Source organism: Thiomonas bhubaneswarensis, from assembly GCF_001418255.1.
GTDB lineage: Bacteria > Pseudomonadota > Gammaproteobacteria > Burkholderiales > Burkholderiaceae_C > Thiomonas > Thiomonas bhubaneswarensis.
Genome location: NZ_LIPV01000003.1, coordinates 79,696 through 95,928 on the forward strand (window position 1 = coordinate 79,696; position 16,233 = coordinate 95,928).

Genomic DNA, 16,233 nt, shown 5'->3' on the forward strand with positions numbered 1-16,233 from the left:
CCTGCGGCCCCCTGCGGCAGCGGCTTTTTGCCCCATAGCAACGGCTATGGGGCTGCAAATCCGCCGCCACATGACATCCACATGGCCATTTTCGCCATTCGCGTCCCAAGCCCGACAGGCTCCTGGGTGGTCGCGCGTCATGCCGTGGCCAGGCTGCCCACATCGGTCGGCGCACTGCTGGCCACATGCACCCGGTTGCGGCCTTCGGCCTTGGCGGCGTAGAGCGCGCGATCGGCGCGGATGAGCAGATCGTCGAAGGTCTCGTCTTCCGGTGCGGCCTGGGCTACACCGATGCTCACCGTGACCGCAAGATGCTCGGGCTCCAGAACCCAGAGCTCGACATGCTGGCGCAGGCGTTCGGCCGCGGCCTGCGCCTCGCCCAACTCGGTCTGTGGCAGGAACACCAGAAATTCCTCGCCGCCCATGCGCGCGGTGCGGTCGCTGGGCCGCGTGCCTTCGCGCAGCCGAGCGGCCAGTCCGGCGAGCACCCTGTCGCCCACCGCATGGCCGTAGGCGTCGTTGATGTGTTTGAAGTGGTCGATGTCGATGACCAGCACGCAAAACGGCAGGTCTTTCTGGTGGTAGGTGGTCCACTCGTGTTCGAGCAGTTCCTGCGCGGCGCGGCGGTTGAGCAGGCCGGTGAGGGCGTCATGCAGGGCGATGTCGCTGAGCCTGCGCACCAGACGAACGATCATGAAACCCCCATAGACCAGGCTGAGAAAGGACGACATCAGCAGCAGGCCGAGCACGGCCAGCACGTTGGGCAGGGTGGTTTGCAACACCACCGGCGCATGCACTGGCGGGCCAAACAGGACGCCGATGCCCAGGCCGATCATGCCCAGGCCGAAGACCAGGGTGGGGGCATGCAGCAGCCAGGTGGCCGATGCGTGGAACTCGGTCAGCATGGCACGATGCACGCCCTGCACCGCGCGGATCGAAACCCAGCCTGTCGGCAGCGCGATCAGCGCGATCCGGGCGTTTTCCGCCGACGAGGCGTGCCCGAGAAGGAGCACCACGACGACTGCCGCCACCAGAATGACTGCCTGCTCCCGGTCATGGGTGGAGCGGTGGAAAAACGTCGCACTGGCCCGCCAGGCAAACAGGATGGCGAGAATCATGGCGAGATCGGCTGCGCTGTAGCCGAGCACGTCGGGGATGCGTCCGCGAAAGGTCAGCAACAGGCAAGACAGCGCGCCCATGCCGCAGAACAGCGCCCAGAGCCCGGCGCTGCGGCGGAACAGCGGCGTGAGCCGACTGACGGCCAGCCAGGCCAGGGCATAGACACCCTGTTGCAGCGCCACCGCGATGAGCAGCCATTGCAAGGCTGTAAAAGAGGCTGTCATGGACTCCCCGATCCTTTTCTTTACCCCCATTCTGGGGGAAGGCGCACGGGCTGAGAAGAGGAACTCCCTGATTTTGCGCAAGAGAATGTGGAGAATGTCTCACGATCTGCGGCGAATGGTCATTTCGATCAAAAAGCCGCCTCGCGGCGGCTTTTTGATGGGTTGTCAGCTCAGTTCCTCGTAGAGCGGCAGGGTGAGGAAGTCGGTGAAGGTCTCACTCGTTGCCATCTGCTCGAAAATCTGCGCGGCCTTGTCGAACTGGCCTTGCGCGCCGGTGGCCTTCACCCTGGCGAGTTCCTCGGGAATCAGGCTGCGCACCATCTCGGCGGTGACCTTGCGGCCGTCGTCGAGCACGCCCTTGGGCGACTGTATCCACTGCCACACCTGGCTGCGCGAGATTTCTGCGGTAGCCGCATCTTCCATCAGATTGTGGATGGGCACCGCGCCGCTGCCCGCCAGCCAGGCGCCGAGGTAGTGAATGCCGACGTTGATGTTGTTGCGCAGGCCCGCTTCGGTGATGGGCGACTCGGGGCGGAAGTCGAGCAGGTCGGAGGCGGCGACGCTGACATCGTCTCGCGTCTTGCCGATCTGGTTCGGCCTGTCGCCCAGCACCGCGACGAACTCTTCCATGGCCACCTGCACCAGCCCCGGGTGCGCGACCCAGCCGCCGTCGTAGCCGTCGGTGGCATCGCGGCGCTTGTCCATGCGGATACCCTCCATTGCCTTGGCGTTTTTCTCTGGGTCGTTCTTGATGGGAATCAGCGCGCTCATGCCGCCGATGGCCGGGGCGCCGCGCTTGTGGCAGGTCTTGAGCAGCAGCAGGGCGTAGGCGCGCATGAAGGGCACCGTCATGGTGATCTGCGAACGATCCGCCAGACAGAAGTTGCGATCCACCTTGAACTTTTTGATGGCGCTGAAGATGTAGTCCCAGCGGCCGGCGTTCAGGCCCGCGCTGTGCTCGCGCAGTTCGTAGAGGATTTCGTCCATCTCGAAGGCGGCGAGGATGGTCTCGATCAGCACCGTGGCGCGGATGCTGCCTTGCGGCAGGCCGAGTTCCTGCTGCGCCAGCACGAACACATCGTTCCACAGCCTTGCCTCCAGATGGCTTTCCATCTTGGGCAGGTAAAAGTAGGGGCCGGCGCCGCGGGCCAGCAGTTCGCGGGCGTTGTGGAAGAAGAACAGGCCGAAATCGAACAGGCTGCCGCTGACGCGCTGGCCATCGACCAGCATGTGCTTTTCGTCGAGGTGCCAGCCACGCGGACGCACCTGCAGCGTGGCCACGGTGTCGCCCAGTTCATAGCTCTTGCCGTTTTGCTCCAGCCGGATGGTGCGGCGGATGGCGTCGAACAGATTGATCTGGCCTGCGATCTGGTTGTCCCAGTTCGGGGTGTTGGCGTCCTCGAAGTCGGCCATATAGCTGTCGGCGCCGGAGTTGAGCGCGTTGATGATCATCTTCCGGTCCACCGGGCCGGTGATCTCCACGCGGCGTCGCTCCAGCGCCTTGGGCAGCGGGGCGATGGTCCACTGGCCGTCGCGCACGGACTGGGTCTCGGCGAGAAAGTCGGGGCGTTCGCCCGCATCGAGGCGGGCGGTGCGGGCCTTGCGCGCGGCCAGCAGTTCCTGGCGACGCGGCTCGAAGGCGCGGTGCAGTCTGGCAACGAAAGCCAGCGCCTCGGGCGTGAGGATGCGGTCGAAGCCGGGCCGTGACGGGGCGGTAAGCGTGACGCCTTGGGGGGCGTTGAGGGTGGTCATTGGCGATCTCCGTGTATGGGTGAGTGAGGTTTGCGTCTGCCGCATCATCCGCGGGTCACGCGGCGCGTCGGCAAACGCCCATCTTTGTGGGATGACCACAGTTTATGCTGCACTGCGGCATCCGTGCGCCCCGCTGATGCTGTCGCATGCATTAGATTGATGACTTTTCCAGATGCAATGCCCGCGAATATGGACAAACTCAAACAGATGGAGACCTTTGTCGCCGTGGCGACCAAAGGCAGCCTGACCGCCGCAGCGCAGATCGAAGGTGTGGCCCCCGCCATCATCGGCCGCCGCATCGATGCGCTGGAAGCCCGTCTGGGCGTCAAGCTGCTGCTGCGCACCACGCGCCGCATCAGCCTGACCGATGAGGGCAGCGCCTTTCTCGAAGACTGCCAGCGCCTGCTCGCCGAGCTGCAGAACGCCGAGGCCAGCGTGAGCGCCGGCGGGGTGAAGGCGAGCGGCCATCTGCGCATCACCGCCCCGGCCGGGTTCGGGCGGCGCCATGTCGCCCCGTTGATTCCGGGGTTTCTCGATCAGCACCCCGACGTCACCCTGTCGCTCGACCTGAGCGACAGGCTGGTCGATCTGGTCAACGAGGGCTACGACTGCGCGGTGCGCGTGGGCGATCTGGCCGACTCTTCGCTGGTCAGCCTGCGGCTTGCCGACAACCGCCGCGTCTGCGTGGCGGCGCCGAGCTATCTGCAGCGGCATGGCACGCCCGCCACACCCGCCGATCTGGCGCGCCATCAATGCCTGGCGTATTCATCGGTCAGCAGCCAGCCGCGCGGCTGGATGTTTCAGGCAGGCGGCGAGATCATGCATGTGCGGGTGGCGGGCCGCATGGACTGCACCGATGGCGCCGTGCTGCACCAATGGTGTCTGGAAGGCAGGGGCATCGCCTGGCGTTCGCTGTGGGAGGTCGGGATGAGCCTGCAGGAAGGCAAGCTCGTCGCCATCCTCGAAGACTTCGCCGCGCCGCCCAATGGCATTTTCGCGGTGTTCACCCAGCGCAAGCACCAGCCGCTGCGTCTGCGGCTGTGGCTGGACTATCTCAAGCTGCACTTCGCCACGCAGCCGACCATGCAGACGAATGGCTGAGCTTCAGGCTTGCTGCGCCAGCAGGCGGTCGATGAGCTGGTGGAGTTCGGCAAAGTTCGGGCTGCCGACATACTGCTTGACGATGTGGCCCGACTTGTCGATGAGAAAGCTGGTCGGCGTCAGGCGCACGTCCTTGAACGCCTTGGCCGTCTGTCCGCTGGCGTCATAGGCCACCGAAAAGGGAAGCTGGCGCTGCTGCGTGAAATGGCTGACGAAGGTGGGGTTGTCGTAGCTCATGGCCACGGCCACGAGGTCGAAGCCCTTGGGGTGCAGCGCGTCGTAGGTCTTGACCAGATCGGGCATTTCGCCCACGCAGGTGGTGCAGCTCGTCGCCCAGAAATTCACCAGCAGCACCTTGCCGCGATACGACGACAGATCGACAGTCTTGCCGTCGAGCAGGCTGAAGCTGGCATTCGGCGCCACGGGCTTCTGCTCCATGGCCGACCAACCCAGATAGCCGCCCACCGCCAGAACGGCCAGAACGACGACGGCGAGGATCGATTTGGAAAGAGATTTCATGCGGAACCTGCAAAGGGAATTCAATAACGCTGAGCGCGCGAATTTTAGGCTCCATCGCCCACGCTGATGCACCACCCTGCGCGGCCTGCGGTCATTGCCGTCAAGCTATCAATAAGACAACTGCACCGGCCGCCCCAGAGCCCAGTTGCGCTGCCAGTCGGCCTGATAGCGGGCGGCGAGTTCAGGCGCGTTCCAGATGACCAGCACGTTTTCGGCGTTGCGATGCGCGGCCGAGTAGGTGTAGTTGAAGCTGCCGGTTTGCACGGTGCGGCCATCGATCACCATGTATTTGTCGTGGAAAATCGGATAGACGTCGATCGAGCGCACCGCGATGCCCGCGTTCAACAAAATGCCCAGGGCATGCCGCGCGTAGCGGGCGTCTTCCTCGAAGTTGCCCTTCCAGTCCACCAGCACCTGCACGTCCACGCCGCGCTTTTTCGCCTGCACCAGCGCCCTTGCCACGTCGGAGGAGGTGAACAGATACGCCGCCATCTGAATGCGTGAGTGCGCTTGAGCGATGGCCTGCAACACCAGCGCCAGCGCGCCCCCGGAGGGCGAGAAGGCGCTGGAGGCGGCTGTCTGCGCGGGCAGTGGCCGTTCAGGGGTTTGCCGCGCATGGGCGGCCGGGCTGATGACGGTGGCGACGAGCAAGGCGGCGCCGAGCAGCGCGCTCAGGCGGGTGCGGAAAGACGAGATCATGGGGTGTGACCCAGACGTGAAAAAGCCCGGGGGATGACCGGGCTTCGGGGGCGGCGGGCCGACCCGCCGAGTTTGAACCGGGCAGCGTCGCGGCTTACTTGAGGTGAGCGCCGACCAGCTTGGTCATTTCGAACATGCTGACCTGATCCTTGCCGAAGATGGGCTTGAGCTTGGCGTCGGCGTTGATCATGCGCTTGTTCGCGGCATCTTGCAGATTGTGCTTTTTGATGTATTCCCACAGTTTCTTCACCACTTCGGTGCGCGGCAGCGGGGTGGTACCCACCACGGCAGCCAGATGGACCGAGGGGGTCAGGGGTTTCATGAACGCCGCGCTGGGTTGACGGGTGGTTTTGGCGGCAGTCGCTTTTTTTGCCGCGGGTTTTGCAGTGGCCATATTGAATGCACTCCGAGAAGTTGAGCTTGTCATCCACTGGCGCGTCAGCTGGCCCGAGGGGCGGCTGCGCACCGTGCAGATTCTCCGTTGTCATGGATGGCGGGCTGGTGGCTCCAGCCCGCCGAAGGATTGAGCCGATCCCGCCCCGCCGGTTCTGCAAGACTGCACCCCGATCGGCGCTACCGTGCAGGAAGATCGCACTCAAACAGGCGCATATTAAGCTGAGTGCGGGCGCTTCCGACGCAGCCTGCGCATTTTTTTGCGTTCGTGCACTCGAAGGAGCGGCATCGTCGGTTCACCGCCATGGTGGTGCGGCAGCAGATTCTGTCGCTTTTTCTTACACTGCTCCCGCCGATCGGCACTGCGTTTTTCTTCGTCCCCCTTTCAGCCAGGAGTCTGCCTCATGAACCCAGCCTCATTGCATCCCAGAAAAATCGTCGCCGCCGTGTTGGCCTGCGGTCTTTTGGCCAGCGTGCCGGCGCACGCGCAGTTCGCCAAGCCGCAAGACGCGGTGAAGTACCGTCAGTCGGCGTTCATCGTGATGGCGGCGAGTTTCGGCCGCATTGGCGCCATGGTGCAGGGCAAGGCGCCGTTTGACGCCAAGGCCGCACTGCAGAACGCCGAAGTCGTGGCGTTCATGTCGCATCTGCCCTGGCAGGCCTTTGGTCCGGGCACCGATCTGCCCGACTCGCACGCCAAGCCTGAAATCTGGAAAGAGATGGACAAGTTCAAGGCCGATGCCGACAAGCTGCAGCAACTCACGCCCAAGCTGGTGGCGGCTGCAAAGACCGGCAAGCTCGACGAGATCAAGGTGGTGTTCGGTGAAACCGCCAAGACCTGCAAGTCCTGCCACGATAGCTTCCGTGAAGAGCTCTGACAGTCTTGCACCCATGCACAAACCCGCCGACGGCGGGTTTGTTTTTTCAGAGATTCAGCGTGCCTTTGATGCGTGATTGCACCTCGCCGCCGACCCAGACTTGCCCTGCCGAATCGCGCTGAATGTGCACGCGTCCGGCGCGTCCCAGCTTCGCCCCCTGAGCGGCAACATACTGCGCTGGCAGGACGCCCTGGCCGATCAGCCATTGCGCCAGGCTGGCGTTGAGGCTGCCAGTCACGGGGTCTTCGGGCACGTTCAGCGGAGAGACGAAACCGCGCACTTCGATCGCGGCGTCGCCTCCCGGAACGTGCGGTCCCGCCAATCCCACATTCACGCCCAGGCGCTTGAGCGCGGCATGGTCGGGTTCCACCGCGAGCACGCGTGCGGCGCTGCGCAGCCAGAGGCAGAACCAGCGCGGCCCGTTGTCCAGCCAGGCGCTGCGTTGAATGTCGTCGAGCCCCAGGCCCAGGGCCTGGGCCACGTTGTGCAGCAAAGGGGGATCGATGGGGAGCTCGCGCATCGGCGGCGCGGCAAAGGCGAGTTGCTTCGCGCCCGATGCGGCAGGCGCCGCGACGCGCACCTCCACCAGACCGACGCCGCATTGCTGGATCACCACGCCATCGCGCTGGGGCCTGCCGCCCTGCTGCAACCAGGCGGCGCAGCTGCCCAGGGTAGGGTGGCCGGCGAAGGGCAGCTCGCCGCTGGGCCGTCCCAAGGCGAGCTGAGCCCCCTCGGGGGGCAGCGTTGCCGCGTCAGCGGCAAGCGTGGGGGCTTTGGCATCGCCGCCGGGGGTGAAGATGCGCACGCGGTAATCGGCTTCGGGCGCGGTGGGCTTCAGTAGAAACGTGGTTTCCGACAGCCCGAGCCAGCAGGCGATGGATTGCATGGTGGCCGCATCCAGATCGTCGGCATGGTCCACCACGGCCAGGGGATTCCCACGCAGTGGCGCAGGGGCGAAGACATCAAGCTGCAAGAACGGATGCGTCATGGTGAGAACGGGACAGGGCTCGCGAGAAAACGCCGCCAAGGTGGGCGATGGCGGTGTCGATCTGTTCGGGCATGGCGGTGGCGTAGGACAGGCGCAAGGTGTTGCGCGGAGCCGTGCCCGCCGCATAGAACGCAGCGCCTGGCACATAGGCCACCTTTCGCGCCAGGGCCAGGGGCAGCAGCGCCGTGGCGTCGGCGCCTTCGGGCAGCGACAGCCAGATGAACATGCCACCTTGCGGCGTTTCCCAACGTACGGAATCGGGCATGTGGCGTTCGAGGGCGGCGAGCATGGCGTCGCGCTGGCCGCGGTAAAGCGCGCGGATGCGGGGCAGCTGCGCTTCGAGCACACCGCGTTCCAGCACCTTGAGCACCAGGCGCTGCGTCAGGCTTGAGGTCTGCAGGTCGGCGGCCTGGCGCGCCAGCGTCATCTTGGCGATGACCTCGGCTGGGGCGTGTATGTAGCCGAGGCGCAGTCCAGGCGACAACACCTTGGAGAAACTGCCCAGCAGAATGCTCTGGCCGGGAAGCTGCGCCGCCAGCGGGGGCGGCGGCGGTTGATCGAACCACAGATCGCCGTAGGGGTTGTCTTCCACCAGGGCGATGGGTCGGCCCCGCAAGGTCTGCGCCCATTGAGCGCGGCGCGCGGTGCTCATGGTCTGCCCCGTGGGATTGCGGAAGTTGGGCTGCAGATAGACCATGCGGGCGTCGCGATGCGCTGCGTCGTCCAGCGTCGGCAGCGCGCCCTCGGCGTCGTCGTCGAGATCGGCAAAGCATGGGCCGTAAGGCGCGAAGGCTTGCAGCGCACCGAGGTAGGTCGGGCGTTCCACCAGCACGGTGCTGGCAGGATCGATCAGCACGCGCCCCACCAGATCGAGCCCCTGCTGCGAACCGTTGGTGATGAGCACTTCGTCAAGCTGGGCCGGGATGCCCTGTGCTCGCAAGTGCGCGGCCACCCACTCGCGCAAAGGGGCGATGCCTTCGCTCGGGCCATACTGCAGCGCCCCCTGGGCCTGCGTGTCGAGAACTTCGGCGCAGGCCGCGCGCAAGGACTGCACCGGAAAGCTCTCCGCCGCGGGCAGCCCTCCGGCCAGCGAGATCATGCCGGGCTGCTCGGTGAGTTTGAGCAATTCGCGAATCGGGGAAGAGGTGTAGTGCGCGCTGCGCTGCGACAAGGTGAGGGTCATGAATCAACTCCGAGAGTCTGGGGCAGGATGCGGCGCCTGATGCACAGGCATGCGCCGGGCGACAGAAACGACGGCCAGCACGGCGCCGGCGAACAACAGCGTGGTGAGACCGAGCGTTTCATGCAGCAGGATCGCTGCGGCCATCATCGACAGGAAGGGTTGCAGCAGTTGCAGCTGCGAGATGCGCACGGTACCGCCAAGCGCAAGAGCCCGATACCAAGCCAGGAATCCCAGCCACATCGACACCACTGCCACATAGCCAAAGCCACCCCATGCCGAGAACTGCACCGCATTCGCCGGGCGCAACCACCATGCGGCAGGCACGCTGATGGGCAGGCTGAGCACCAGCGCCCAGCCGATCACGTCCCCGGCCGGACGCGATTGCGCGAGGTGGCCGCCGAGGGCATAGCCCACCGCAGCCGACAGCATGGCGGCCACCAGCAGGCCGTCGGCCCAGTGCAGATTCCAGGCGAAACGTCCTGCGCCGTGCAGCAGTGCATAGACCATCACCAGCGCCGCACCCAGCACGGCGAAGACCCAGAAGCCGACGGATGGACGCTGGCCCGCCAGCAGCGCGCCGAGCGCAGCGGTGAACAAGGGCAGCAGCGCCAGGATGAGCGAGGCATGCACCGCATCGACCTCGCGCAGGGCGATGGAGGTCAGCAGCGGGAAGCCGAACACCACACCACCGGCCATCGCGGCCAGCAAAGCCCAGTCGCGGCGGCGGGGCCAGGACGCGCGCTTCCAGACCAGCCATGCTGCTGCAAGCACACCGGCCACGGCGGCGCGGCCCAGCGCCACGAATTCGGGCGAAAGTTGCGGCGACTGTGTAGAACCGACGGCCAGGCGCGTCATGGGCAGCGACAGCGCAAACAGAGCGACCCCGAGCAGACCCAGGCTCATGGCCTGACCGTGCTCGGCGCTCGTCTGGGGAGTTCGAGGCTGCGGTGTTGCTGGTAGGGTGGACATGATGCGCAGCTTAGAGTCCAATTCAATACAGAACCAATACACTTGATAAATACAAATAAAGGTCTGTACGGTGGATTTGAACAATACAGTTTCATCGCCGGGCGAGGCAGACACGTTGCAGCGGCGTGCGGCGGTTACCCTGGCTGAGCAGCTCGGGGCGCAGTTTGCCGCGCGTATCCGCAACCGATTGCTGCCGCCCGGCAGCCGCCTGCCCTCGGTGCGCGACTGCGCGAAGCGCTACGGGCTGAGCACGCAGACCGTGGTGGCGGCTTACGACCGGCTGCAGGCTCTGGGGTTGGTGGAAGCGCGCGCCCAGCGCGGCTATTTCGTGCGAGCGATCGACGAGGCGCCATCGCCTGCGACGGCAAGGCGTGGAGGCGGGCAGGAGGGGGCAGCTGCACCCATGATGGCGCCGACCCACGCGACTGCACTGGTGCGCGGCATGTTCCATCAGATGGGGGCGGGCGCCGCGGTGGCGCTTCGTGGCGCACCCGGCTCAGGGGTGTTGCCCGCGACATGGCTGGAGAGCCCCGCGCTGGGTTCGGCGCTGAGGCGCATCGCCCGCGCGACCGAGTTGGAGCAGGCCTCGCTGCATTACGGACATCCGCTGGGTGATTCTGCCTTGCGCGAGGCCTTGTCGCAGCAACTGGCGGGTCTATCCCTGCGAGCCCCGGCGCAACAGATTCTGATCACGACCGGCGCGTCGCAGGCCCTGGATCTGGTGCTTCGCGCCCTCACGCGCCCAGGCGACGCGGTGCTGGTCGAGAGCCCCGGCTGGGCCATGCAGTTTGCGCAGATGGCGCACCACGGGCTCAAACTGCTGCCCGTCCCCCGAGGTGCCGAAGGCCCCGATCTGGACATCCTTGATCAACTGGCCCGCGCCCATGCGCCGCGCCTGTTCATCTGCGTGAGCGTGTTGCACAATCCCACGGGGCAGAGTCTCAGCGCGGCCAGCGCGCACCGCGTGCTGCAGCTCGCGCAGCGCCACGGCTTTCAGGTGGTCGAAGACGATGTCTACGCCGCTCTGGCCGAGCCCGGCAGCCCGCGCATGAGCGTGCTCGACCAGCTCGAGCACACCATTTACCTCAGCGGGTTCTCGAAAATCCTTGCGCCCGGCTGGCGCGTGGGTTTCGTGGCGGCGGCGCCAGGCATCATCGATCGGCTTCTCGATCAGAAACTGCTGAGTGTGCTCACCACGCCCACCCTGACCGAACGGGCGCTCGCCCATGTGCTGGAGCAAGGGCAGTTGCGGCGCACCACGCAACAGGTGCGCGATCGTCTGGATGCGGCGCGCGCGCGTTCGGTGCGCTTGGCCGAGAAAGCGGGCTGCCGCTTCGTCACCCCGCCGCGCGGACTGCTGGGCTGGGTGGACACCGGCGTGGACACGGCCACGCTGGCGCAGCGCCTGCTCGATGCCGGTTACCTACTCGCGCCCGGCCACCTGTTCGATCCGCAGCAGCAACCTTCCACCCGCATGCGCATCAACTTCACCCAGACGCAGGACGAGGCGTTCTGGCGCGCGTACGTCGCGGCGAAAGGGTAAGCGCCGCGTTGGCGCGCCAGCGTGGCGCGCGGTCGAACTCAGGTGGCCGAGGAGCGGCGCGAGCGCACCGCGTCGGCCAGGCCGCGCAGCAAGGGAACCGTATCGTCCCAGCCCAGGCAGGCGTCGGTGATGGACACGCCGGGCGACAGGGGCTGGCCCGGCTTGAGGTCTTGTCGGCCTTCGCACAGATGGCTCTCGACCATCACGCCCATGATGCGCCGCTCGCCCGCGGCGATGCGCTGCGCGATGCTGGCGGCCACCTCCATCTGCCTTCGCGGCTGCTTGGCCGAGTTGGCGTGCGAGCAGTCGATCATCACCTGCTCGCGCTGCCCCGCTTTGGCCAGCGCGGCGCAGGCCGCGTCCACCGAAGGCGCGTCGAAATTGGGCGCCTTGCCACCACGCAGGATGACATGGCAGTCGGTGTTGCCGCGGGTCTCGAAAATCGCCGCCACGCCCATCTTGGTCATGCCCATGAAGGCATGACCGCTGGCGGCCGAGATCATGGCATCGGCCGCCACCTGCACGCCGCCGTCGGTGCCGTTCTTGAACCCGACCGGGCAGCTCAGACCCGAGGCGAGTTGACGGTGGCTCTGGCTTTCCGTGGTGCGCGCACCGATCGCGCCCCAGGCGATCAGGTCGCTGAAATACTGCGGCGACAGCAGATCGAGAAACTCGGTGCCCGCGGGCAGCCCCAGGGCGTTGATGTCGAGCAGCAACTGGCGCGCGCGCTGCAAACCCTCGTTGATGCGAAAGCTGCCATCGAGCCGCGGGTCGTTGATATAGCCCTTCCAGCCCACGGTGGTGCGCGGCTTCTCGAAGTACACCCGCATCACCACCACCAGCGCGTCGTCCAGCTCGGCGGCCGAGGCGCGCAGCCGTCGCGCGTACTCCATCGCCTGATCGTGATCGTGAATCGAGCAGGGCCCCACCACCACCACGAGCCGGTCGTCGCGCCCGTGCAGCACATCGGCAATGGCCGAGCGGCTGCGCTCCACCACCGCTTCCACCGTCTCGGTGACCGGTAGTTGTTCCAGCAGCAGCGCAGGCGACACCAGCGCCCGCACCGCCTTGATGCGGGTATCGTCGATGCGGGTGGTGTCGAGTGTGCCGTCAATCGCGCCGGCTTCGTGGTCGTGGGTGGAGTCGTCGATGCGGGGCATGGGTCAGTCCGTCTTACGCCTGCGGCTGCGGATTGCGCAACCGGATGTGCAATTCTTTCAACTGCTTTTCATCGACCGGGCTGGGGGCGTTGGTCAGCAGGCACTGGGCGCGCTGGGTCTTGGGGAAGGCGATGACGTCGCGGATGCTCTGGGCGCCGGTCATCATGGTGACGATGCGGTCCAGACCGAAGGCGATGCCGCCGTGCGGCGGGGCGCCGTATTGCAGGGCGTCGAGCAGGAAGCCGAACTTGGCTCTAGCCTCGTCGGGGCCGATCTTGAGCGCGGAGAACACCTTGCTCTGCACCTCGGCGCGGTGGATGCGCACCGAGCCACCGCCGATTTCCCAGCCATTGAGCACCATGTCGTAGGACTTGGCGATGCACTTCTCGGGGGCGCTGTCCATCAGTTCCTCGTGGCCGTCCTTCGGCGCGGTGAAGGGGTGATGCACCGCTACCCAGCGCTGGTTGTCCTCGTCGAACTCGAACATGGGGAAATCGACGACCCACAGCGGCTTCCAGGCGTCTTCGAACAGGCCGTGGCTCTTGCCGAAGTCGCTATGGCCGATCTTCACGCGCAGTGCGCCGATGGCGTCATTGACGATCTTGGCCTTGTCGGCGCCGAAGAACAGCAGGTCGCCGTTTTGCGCGCCGCTGCGGGCGAGGATGGCGGCAATCGCGGCGTCGTGCAGGTTCTTGACGATGGGCGACTGCAGACCGTCGCGGCCCTTCTCGATCTCGTTGACCTTGATCCACGCCAGGCCCTTGGCGCCGTAGATCTTGACGAACTCGGTGTAGGCGTCGATCTCGCTGCGGCTCATCTCGCCGCCGCCGGGCACGCGCAGCGCGACCACGCGGCCGCCCGGCGTGGTGGCTGGGCCGGAGAACACCTTGAAGTCCACGTCGCCCATCACGTCGGTGAGTTCGGTGAACTCCATCTTCACGCGCAGGTCGGGTTTGTCGGAGCCGAAGCGGGCCATGGCCTCGCCGTAGGTCATGACCGGGTAGGGGTTGGCCAGTTCCACGCCAAGCACGTCCTTGAACACGCCGCGGATCATGGTCTCGAACAGATCGCGGATTTCCTGTTCGCTCAAAAACGAAGTCTCGCAGTCGATCTGGGTGAACTCGGGCTGGCGGTCGGCGCGCAGGTCCTCGTCGCGGAAGCACTTGGTGATCTGGTAATAGCGGTCGAAGCCCGAGACCATGAGCATCTGCTTGAACAACTGCGGCGACTGCGGCAGGGCGAAGAACTCGCCGTCGTGCACGCGGCTGGGCACCAGGTAATCGCGCGCGCCCTCAGGCGTGCTCTTGGTGAGCATGGGCGTTTCGATGTCGATGAAGCCCTGGGCGTCGAGGAAGCGGCGCACCGCCATCGCCACGCGGTAGCGCAGCTTGAGGTTGTGCTGCATCTGCGGGCGGCGCAGGTCGAGCACGCGATGGGTCAGACGGGTGGTCTCGGACAGGTTGTCGTCGTCGAGCTGGAACGGCGGCGTGACCGAAGCGTTGAGCACGGTGATGTCATGGCACAGCACTTCGATCCTGCCCGAGGTCATGCCCTCGTTTTCGGTGCCAGCCGGACGCGGCCGCACCAGGCCCTGCACCTGCACGCAGAACTCGTTGCGCAGACCTTCGGCCGTGGCGAACATGGCGGCACGGTCGGGGTCGCACACCACCTGAACAAGGCCTTCGCGGTCGCGCAGGTCGATGAAGATCACCCCGCCGTGATCGCGGCGGCGATGCACCCAGCCGCACAACGAAACGGTTTGCCCGAGCTGGGCTTCGGTCACCTGACCGCAATATTGGCTACGCAGACTCATGTTGGAGAGGTACTTTCGGAAAACGGTCCTGCGGCGTCAGAGCGCAGGGAGCAGGGGAGGGGAAGAAAGGGAGCGTTGGCGCTCAGTGCACGTGCGGGTTGCTGGGACCGCCGGGCACGACCACGCCCATGGAAATGATGTACTTGAGCGCGGTGTCCACGCTCATCTGCAGCTCGATCACCTCGCTGCGCGGAAACATCAAAAAAAAGCCCGAAGTCGGGTTGGGAGTCGTCGGCACATAGACGCTGACATGATCTCCCTGCAGATGCCCGGCCACCTCGCCTCCGGGCGTGCCAGTCATGAACGCGATGGTCCACGAACCCTGGTGCGGATACTGCACCAGCAGGGCTTTGCGGAAGGCATTGCCGCTGCTCGAAAACAGCGTGTCCGACACCTGCTTGACGCTGCTGTAGATGGTCTTGACCAGCGGAATGCGCGCCATCAGGCCATCCCAGCGGGCCAGCCACCATTGCCCGACCATATTGGCCACGGCCAGGCCGGTGAGAAAAATGGCCGCCAGCACCAGCACGACGCCCACGCCGGGAATGTTCACCAGCTTGTCCAGCGCCGGAGCCAGCCCCGGGATCACCGTGCTCAGCGCGCTGACCACGGCCCGGAAGATGCCGTCGAACACGGCCAGCAGCTGCCACAGCACCCAGATGGTGATGGTCAGCGGCAGCCAGACCAGCATGCCCGCGATGAAAATGCTTTTCAGGCTCATGAAACGAATGAGCCTTCCGGGGCACGGAAGGCTTGAAGGTCAGGGAGGAGTGGGCGGAGGCGCTGCGGCGAGCCGAGCGCTCCGACGGGAGGCCGTCTGGCCCGGCAGGTCATCAATGACAGGCGCACGAGGCACCGCACGCAGCAGGTGTCGCACTGTCGGAAGAAGCGGCCGCCGCTGCAGGGGCCGCGCTAGCGCCTCCGCCCTTGAAGTCGGTGGCGTACCAGCCCGAGCCCTTGAGCTGAAAGCCGGCGGCCGTGAGCTGCTTGTGCAGCGCCGGTTTGCCGCACTTGGGACAGTCGGTCAAAGGAGCGTCAGACATTTTCTGCAGCGCGTCGAGGGTGTGGCCGCAGGCATCACATTTGTAAGCGTAGATCGGCATGATGGAAATCCTGTGGAATATGAAATGGAAAGGCGCCCGTGAGATCTATCGGCCAGGCTCCACTGCCTGATATGCGGCTCAAGCAGTGCCAAACAATGGTTCCATTATAAAAATGCGCGCTGGAGCCTGTGCGGCGGATTCGTTCGCTCACTGCTCGTTGTCCATCCTCGCCGGTGCCGGTATGTTGGCTGGCGCGATGCCCGGCGGCGCCAGGGTGGGCTGCGGAAACGGCTGGGGCCGCGCGAAGCCCGGCGGGTTGAAGCCGGCGGGGGAGGCTTGCTGCGGATCCATCTTCAATTCCAGACGCGAGCCGTCGCGGTCCAGCCAGACGACGCGGTAGCCGGTGGCATGCAGCACGACGCCGGGGGCGACCGCCTCGCCCACGCCCACGGCGCGGGGCGGCTTGCCATCGACGCCGATCAAGGCCGCGCCGCTGTCGCCGCCGGCAATCACGCCGTACAGACGGAACCTGCTCGGCGCCGCCTGCGCCGCGCTGGCGGCGCCCACAGGCTCGGCGCCGAACAGCCGCGCCGCCTGCTGTGCGGCCTGTTCCGGCGAGAGCGCGCCGATGAGCTGCGCGTCTGCGGGAACTGGTTGCGGCGAGGCCATCAGGCGCAGCGCCCAGGTGAGGGCCAGCGCGGCGCAGGCGAACGCCAGCAGCACGGCAAGCAGGTGGGCCAATTGCCAACTCCGGTATGCATAGGCACTGTTCATGGCGTGGAATGAGGTTCAGGTTCGCAACGGCAGACCTTTATTATCCGCTGAGCCCGCGTTTGCGGGCGACCCTGC

The 16,233-nt window shown here is 65.9% G+C and carries 16 protein-coding genes; 3 read left to right on the plus strand and 13 right to left on the minus strand.

What is annotated here, in order from left to right; all coding sequences use genetic code 11:
* Positions 1-137: 137 nt before the first annotated feature.
* Positions 138-1,343, minus strand: coding sequence for a GGDEF domain-containing protein (locus tag ASC45_RS04780; RefSeq protein ID WP_082454253.1), 1,206 nt, complete (start codon positions 1,341-1,343; stop codon positions 138-140).
* 165 nt (positions 1,344-1,508) lie between these two features.
* Positions 1,509-3,095 carry a malate synthase A gene (aceB, locus tag ASC45_RS04785; RefSeq protein ID WP_055449904.1) on the minus strand — a complete coding sequence of 529 codons (1,587 nt, stop codon included), beginning with the start codon at positions 3,093-3,095 and terminating at the stop codon, positions 1,509-1,511.
* A 189-nt stretch (positions 3,096-3,284) separates the two neighbouring features.
* Between aceB and ASC45_RS04790 the strand changes: the two genes are divergently transcribed.
* Entirely contained in the window at positions 3,285-4,196 is a 912-nt protein-coding gene (locus ASC45_RS04790) for a LysR family transcriptional regulator (RefSeq protein WP_055449905.1), read from the plus strand.
* A gap of 3 nt (positions 4,197-4,199) precedes the next feature.
* Here the strand turns inward: ASC45_RS04790 and ASC45_RS04795 are convergent, their stop codons facing one another.
* From ASC45_RS04795 to ASC45_RS04805, 3 genes are all read right to left on the minus strand, one after another.
* Complete coding sequence (locus ASC45_RS04795) at positions 4,200-4,715, minus strand: peroxiredoxin family protein (RefSeq protein WP_055449906.1); 516 nt, start codon at positions 4,713-4,715, stop codon at positions 4,200-4,202.
* A 108-nt stretch (positions 4,716-4,823) separates the two neighbouring features.
* Positions 4,824-5,414: a phospholipase D family nuclease gene (locus tag ASC45_RS04800; protein WP_055449907.1), complete on the minus strand. Its 591-nt coding sequence runs from the start codon at positions 5,412-5,414 to the stop codon at positions 4,824-4,826.
* Positions 5,415-5,508: 94 nt separating this feature from the next.
* Entirely contained in the window at positions 5,509-5,808 is a 300-nt protein-coding gene (locus ASC45_RS04805) for an SWIB/MDM2 domain-containing protein (protein ID WP_055449908.1), read from the minus strand.
* Positions 5,809-6,211: 403 nt separating this feature from the next.
* On the opposite strand from ASC45_RS04805, the gene ASC45_RS04810 reads away from it, so the two are divergent.
* The gene (locus ASC45_RS04810; protein ID WP_055449909.1) at positions 6,212-6,685 is read left to right on the plus strand and encodes a c-type cytochrome; all 474 of its coding nucleotides are present in this window, start codon (positions 6,212-6,214) and stop codon (positions 6,683-6,685) included.
* Between the two features lie 46 nt (positions 6,686-6,731).
* Here the strand turns inward: ASC45_RS04810 and ASC45_RS04815 are convergent, their stop codons facing one another.
* From ASC45_RS04815 to ASC45_RS04825, 3 genes are read right to left on the minus strand one after another with little or no spacing between them, the layout of a single operon-like run.
* Positions 6,732-7,673, minus strand: a complete 942-nt coding sequence (locus tag ASC45_RS04815; protein WP_055449910.1) for a PhzF family phenazine biosynthesis protein — start codon at positions 7,671-7,673, stop codon at positions 6,732-6,734.
* On the minus strand, positions 7,648-8,856 hold the full coding sequence (locus ASC45_RS04820; protein ID WP_055449911.1) for an aminotransferase-like domain-containing protein: 1,209 nt from the start codon (positions 8,854-8,856) through the stop codon (positions 7,648-7,650). The genes ASC45_RS04815 and ASC45_RS04820 overlap by 26 nt, the downstream gene beginning before the upstream one ends.
* A 3-nt stretch (positions 8,857-8,859) precedes the next feature.
* On the minus strand, positions 8,860-9,825 hold the full coding sequence (locus tag ASC45_RS04825) for a DMT family transporter (RefSeq protein ID WP_055449912.1): 966 nt from the start codon (positions 9,823-9,825) through the stop codon (positions 8,860-8,862).
* A 115-nt stretch (positions 9,826-9,940) separates the two neighbouring features.
* On the opposite strand from ASC45_RS04825, the gene ASC45_RS04830 reads away from it, so the two are divergent.
* A complete protein-coding gene (locus tag ASC45_RS04830; protein WP_245609956.1) occupies positions 9,941-11,368 on the plus strand; it encodes an aminotransferase-like domain-containing protein in 1,428 nt (475 codons plus the stop codon).
* 38 nt (positions 11,369-11,406) lie between these two features.
* Here the strand turns inward: ASC45_RS04830 and ASC45_RS04835 are convergent, their stop codons facing one another.
* The 5 genes from ASC45_RS04835 to ASC45_RS04855 form a co-directional block, all read right to left on the minus strand.
* Positions 11,407-12,528, minus strand: coding sequence for a 3-deoxy-7-phosphoheptulonate synthase (locus ASC45_RS04835; protein ID WP_055449914.1), 1,122 nt, complete (start codon positions 12,526-12,528; stop codon positions 11,407-11,409).
* Between the two features lie 13 nt (positions 12,529-12,541).
* Complete coding sequence (gene aspS, locus ASC45_RS04840) at positions 12,542-14,341, minus strand: aspartate--tRNA ligase (protein WP_055449915.1); 1,800 nt, start codon at positions 14,339-14,341, stop codon at positions 12,542-12,544.
* An 82-nt stretch (positions 14,342-14,423) separates the two neighbouring features.
* Positions 14,424-15,062 (minus strand): DUF502 domain-containing protein, encoded by a 639-nt coding sequence (locus ASC45_RS04845; RefSeq protein ID WP_055449916.1) that lies wholly within the window; start codon positions 15,060-15,062, stop codon positions 14,424-14,426.
* 112 nt (positions 15,063-15,174) lie between these two features.
* Complete coding sequence (locus tag ASC45_RS04850; protein WP_055449917.1) at positions 15,175-15,444, minus strand: FmdB family zinc ribbon protein; 270 nt, start codon at positions 15,442-15,444, stop codon at positions 15,175-15,177.
* A gap of 147 nt (positions 15,445-15,591) precedes the next feature.
* Positions 15,592-16,158, minus strand: a complete 567-nt coding sequence (locus tag ASC45_RS04855; RefSeq protein ID WP_055449918.1) for a type II secretion system protein N — start codon at positions 16,156-16,158, stop codon at positions 15,592-15,594.
* Between the last annotated feature and the right edge of the window lie 75 nt (positions 16,159-16,233).

Coding starts and splice junctions, on each gene's coding strand:
- ASC45_RS04780 (WP_082454253.1), bottom strand. CDS start 1,343: ATGACAGCCTCTTTTACAGCCTTGCAATGGCTGCTCATCGCGGTGGCG.
- aceB (WP_055449904.1), bottom strand. CDS start 3,095: ATGACCACCCTCAACGCCCCCCAAGGCGTCACGCTTACCGCCCCGTCA.
- ASC45_RS04790 (WP_055449905.1), top strand. CDS start 3,285: ATGGACAAACTCAAACAGATGGAGACCTTTGTCGCCGTGGCGACCAAA.
- ASC45_RS04795 (WP_055449906.1), bottom strand. CDS start 4,715: ATGAAATCTCTTTCCAAATCGATCCTCGCCGTCGTCGTTCTGGCCGTT.
- ASC45_RS04800 (WP_055449907.1), bottom strand. CDS start 5,414: ATGATCTCGTCTTTCCGCACCCGCCTGAGCGCGCTGCTCGGCGCCGCC.
- ASC45_RS04805 (WP_055449908.1), bottom strand. CDS start 5,808: ATGGCCACTGCAAAACCCGCGGCAAAAAAAGCGACTGCCGCCAAAACC.
- ASC45_RS04810 (WP_055449909.1), top strand. CDS start 6,212: ATGAACCCAGCCTCATTGCATCCCAGAAAAATCGTCGCCGCCGTGTTG.
- ASC45_RS04815 (WP_055449910.1), bottom strand. CDS start 7,673: ATGACGCATCCGTTCTTGCAGCTTGATGTCTTCGCCCCTGCGCCACTG.
- ASC45_RS04820 (WP_055449911.1), bottom strand. CDS start 8,856: ATGACCCTCACCTTGTCGCAGCGCAGCGCGCACTACACCTCTTCCCCG.
- ASC45_RS04825 (WP_055449912.1), bottom strand. CDS start 9,825: ATGTCCACCCTACCAGCAACACCGCAGCCTCGAACTCCCCAGACGAGC.
- ASC45_RS04835 (WP_055449914.1), bottom strand. CDS start 12,528: ATGCCCCGCATCGACGACTCCACCCACGACCACGAAGCCGGCGCGATT.
- aspS (WP_055449915.1), bottom strand. CDS start 14,341: ATGAGTCTGCGTAGCCAATATTGCGGTCAGGTGACCGAAGCCCAGCTC.
- ASC45_RS04845 (WP_055449916.1), bottom strand. CDS start 15,062: ATGAGCCTGAAAAGCATTTTCATCGCGGGCATGCTGGTCTGGCTGCCG.
- ASC45_RS04850 (WP_055449917.1), bottom strand. CDS start 15,444: ATGCCGATCTACGCTTACAAATGTGATGCCTGCGGCCACACCCTCGAC.
- ASC45_RS04855 (WP_055449918.1), bottom strand. CDS start 16,158: ATGAACAGTGCCTATGCATACCGGAGTTGGCAATTGGCCCACCTGCTT.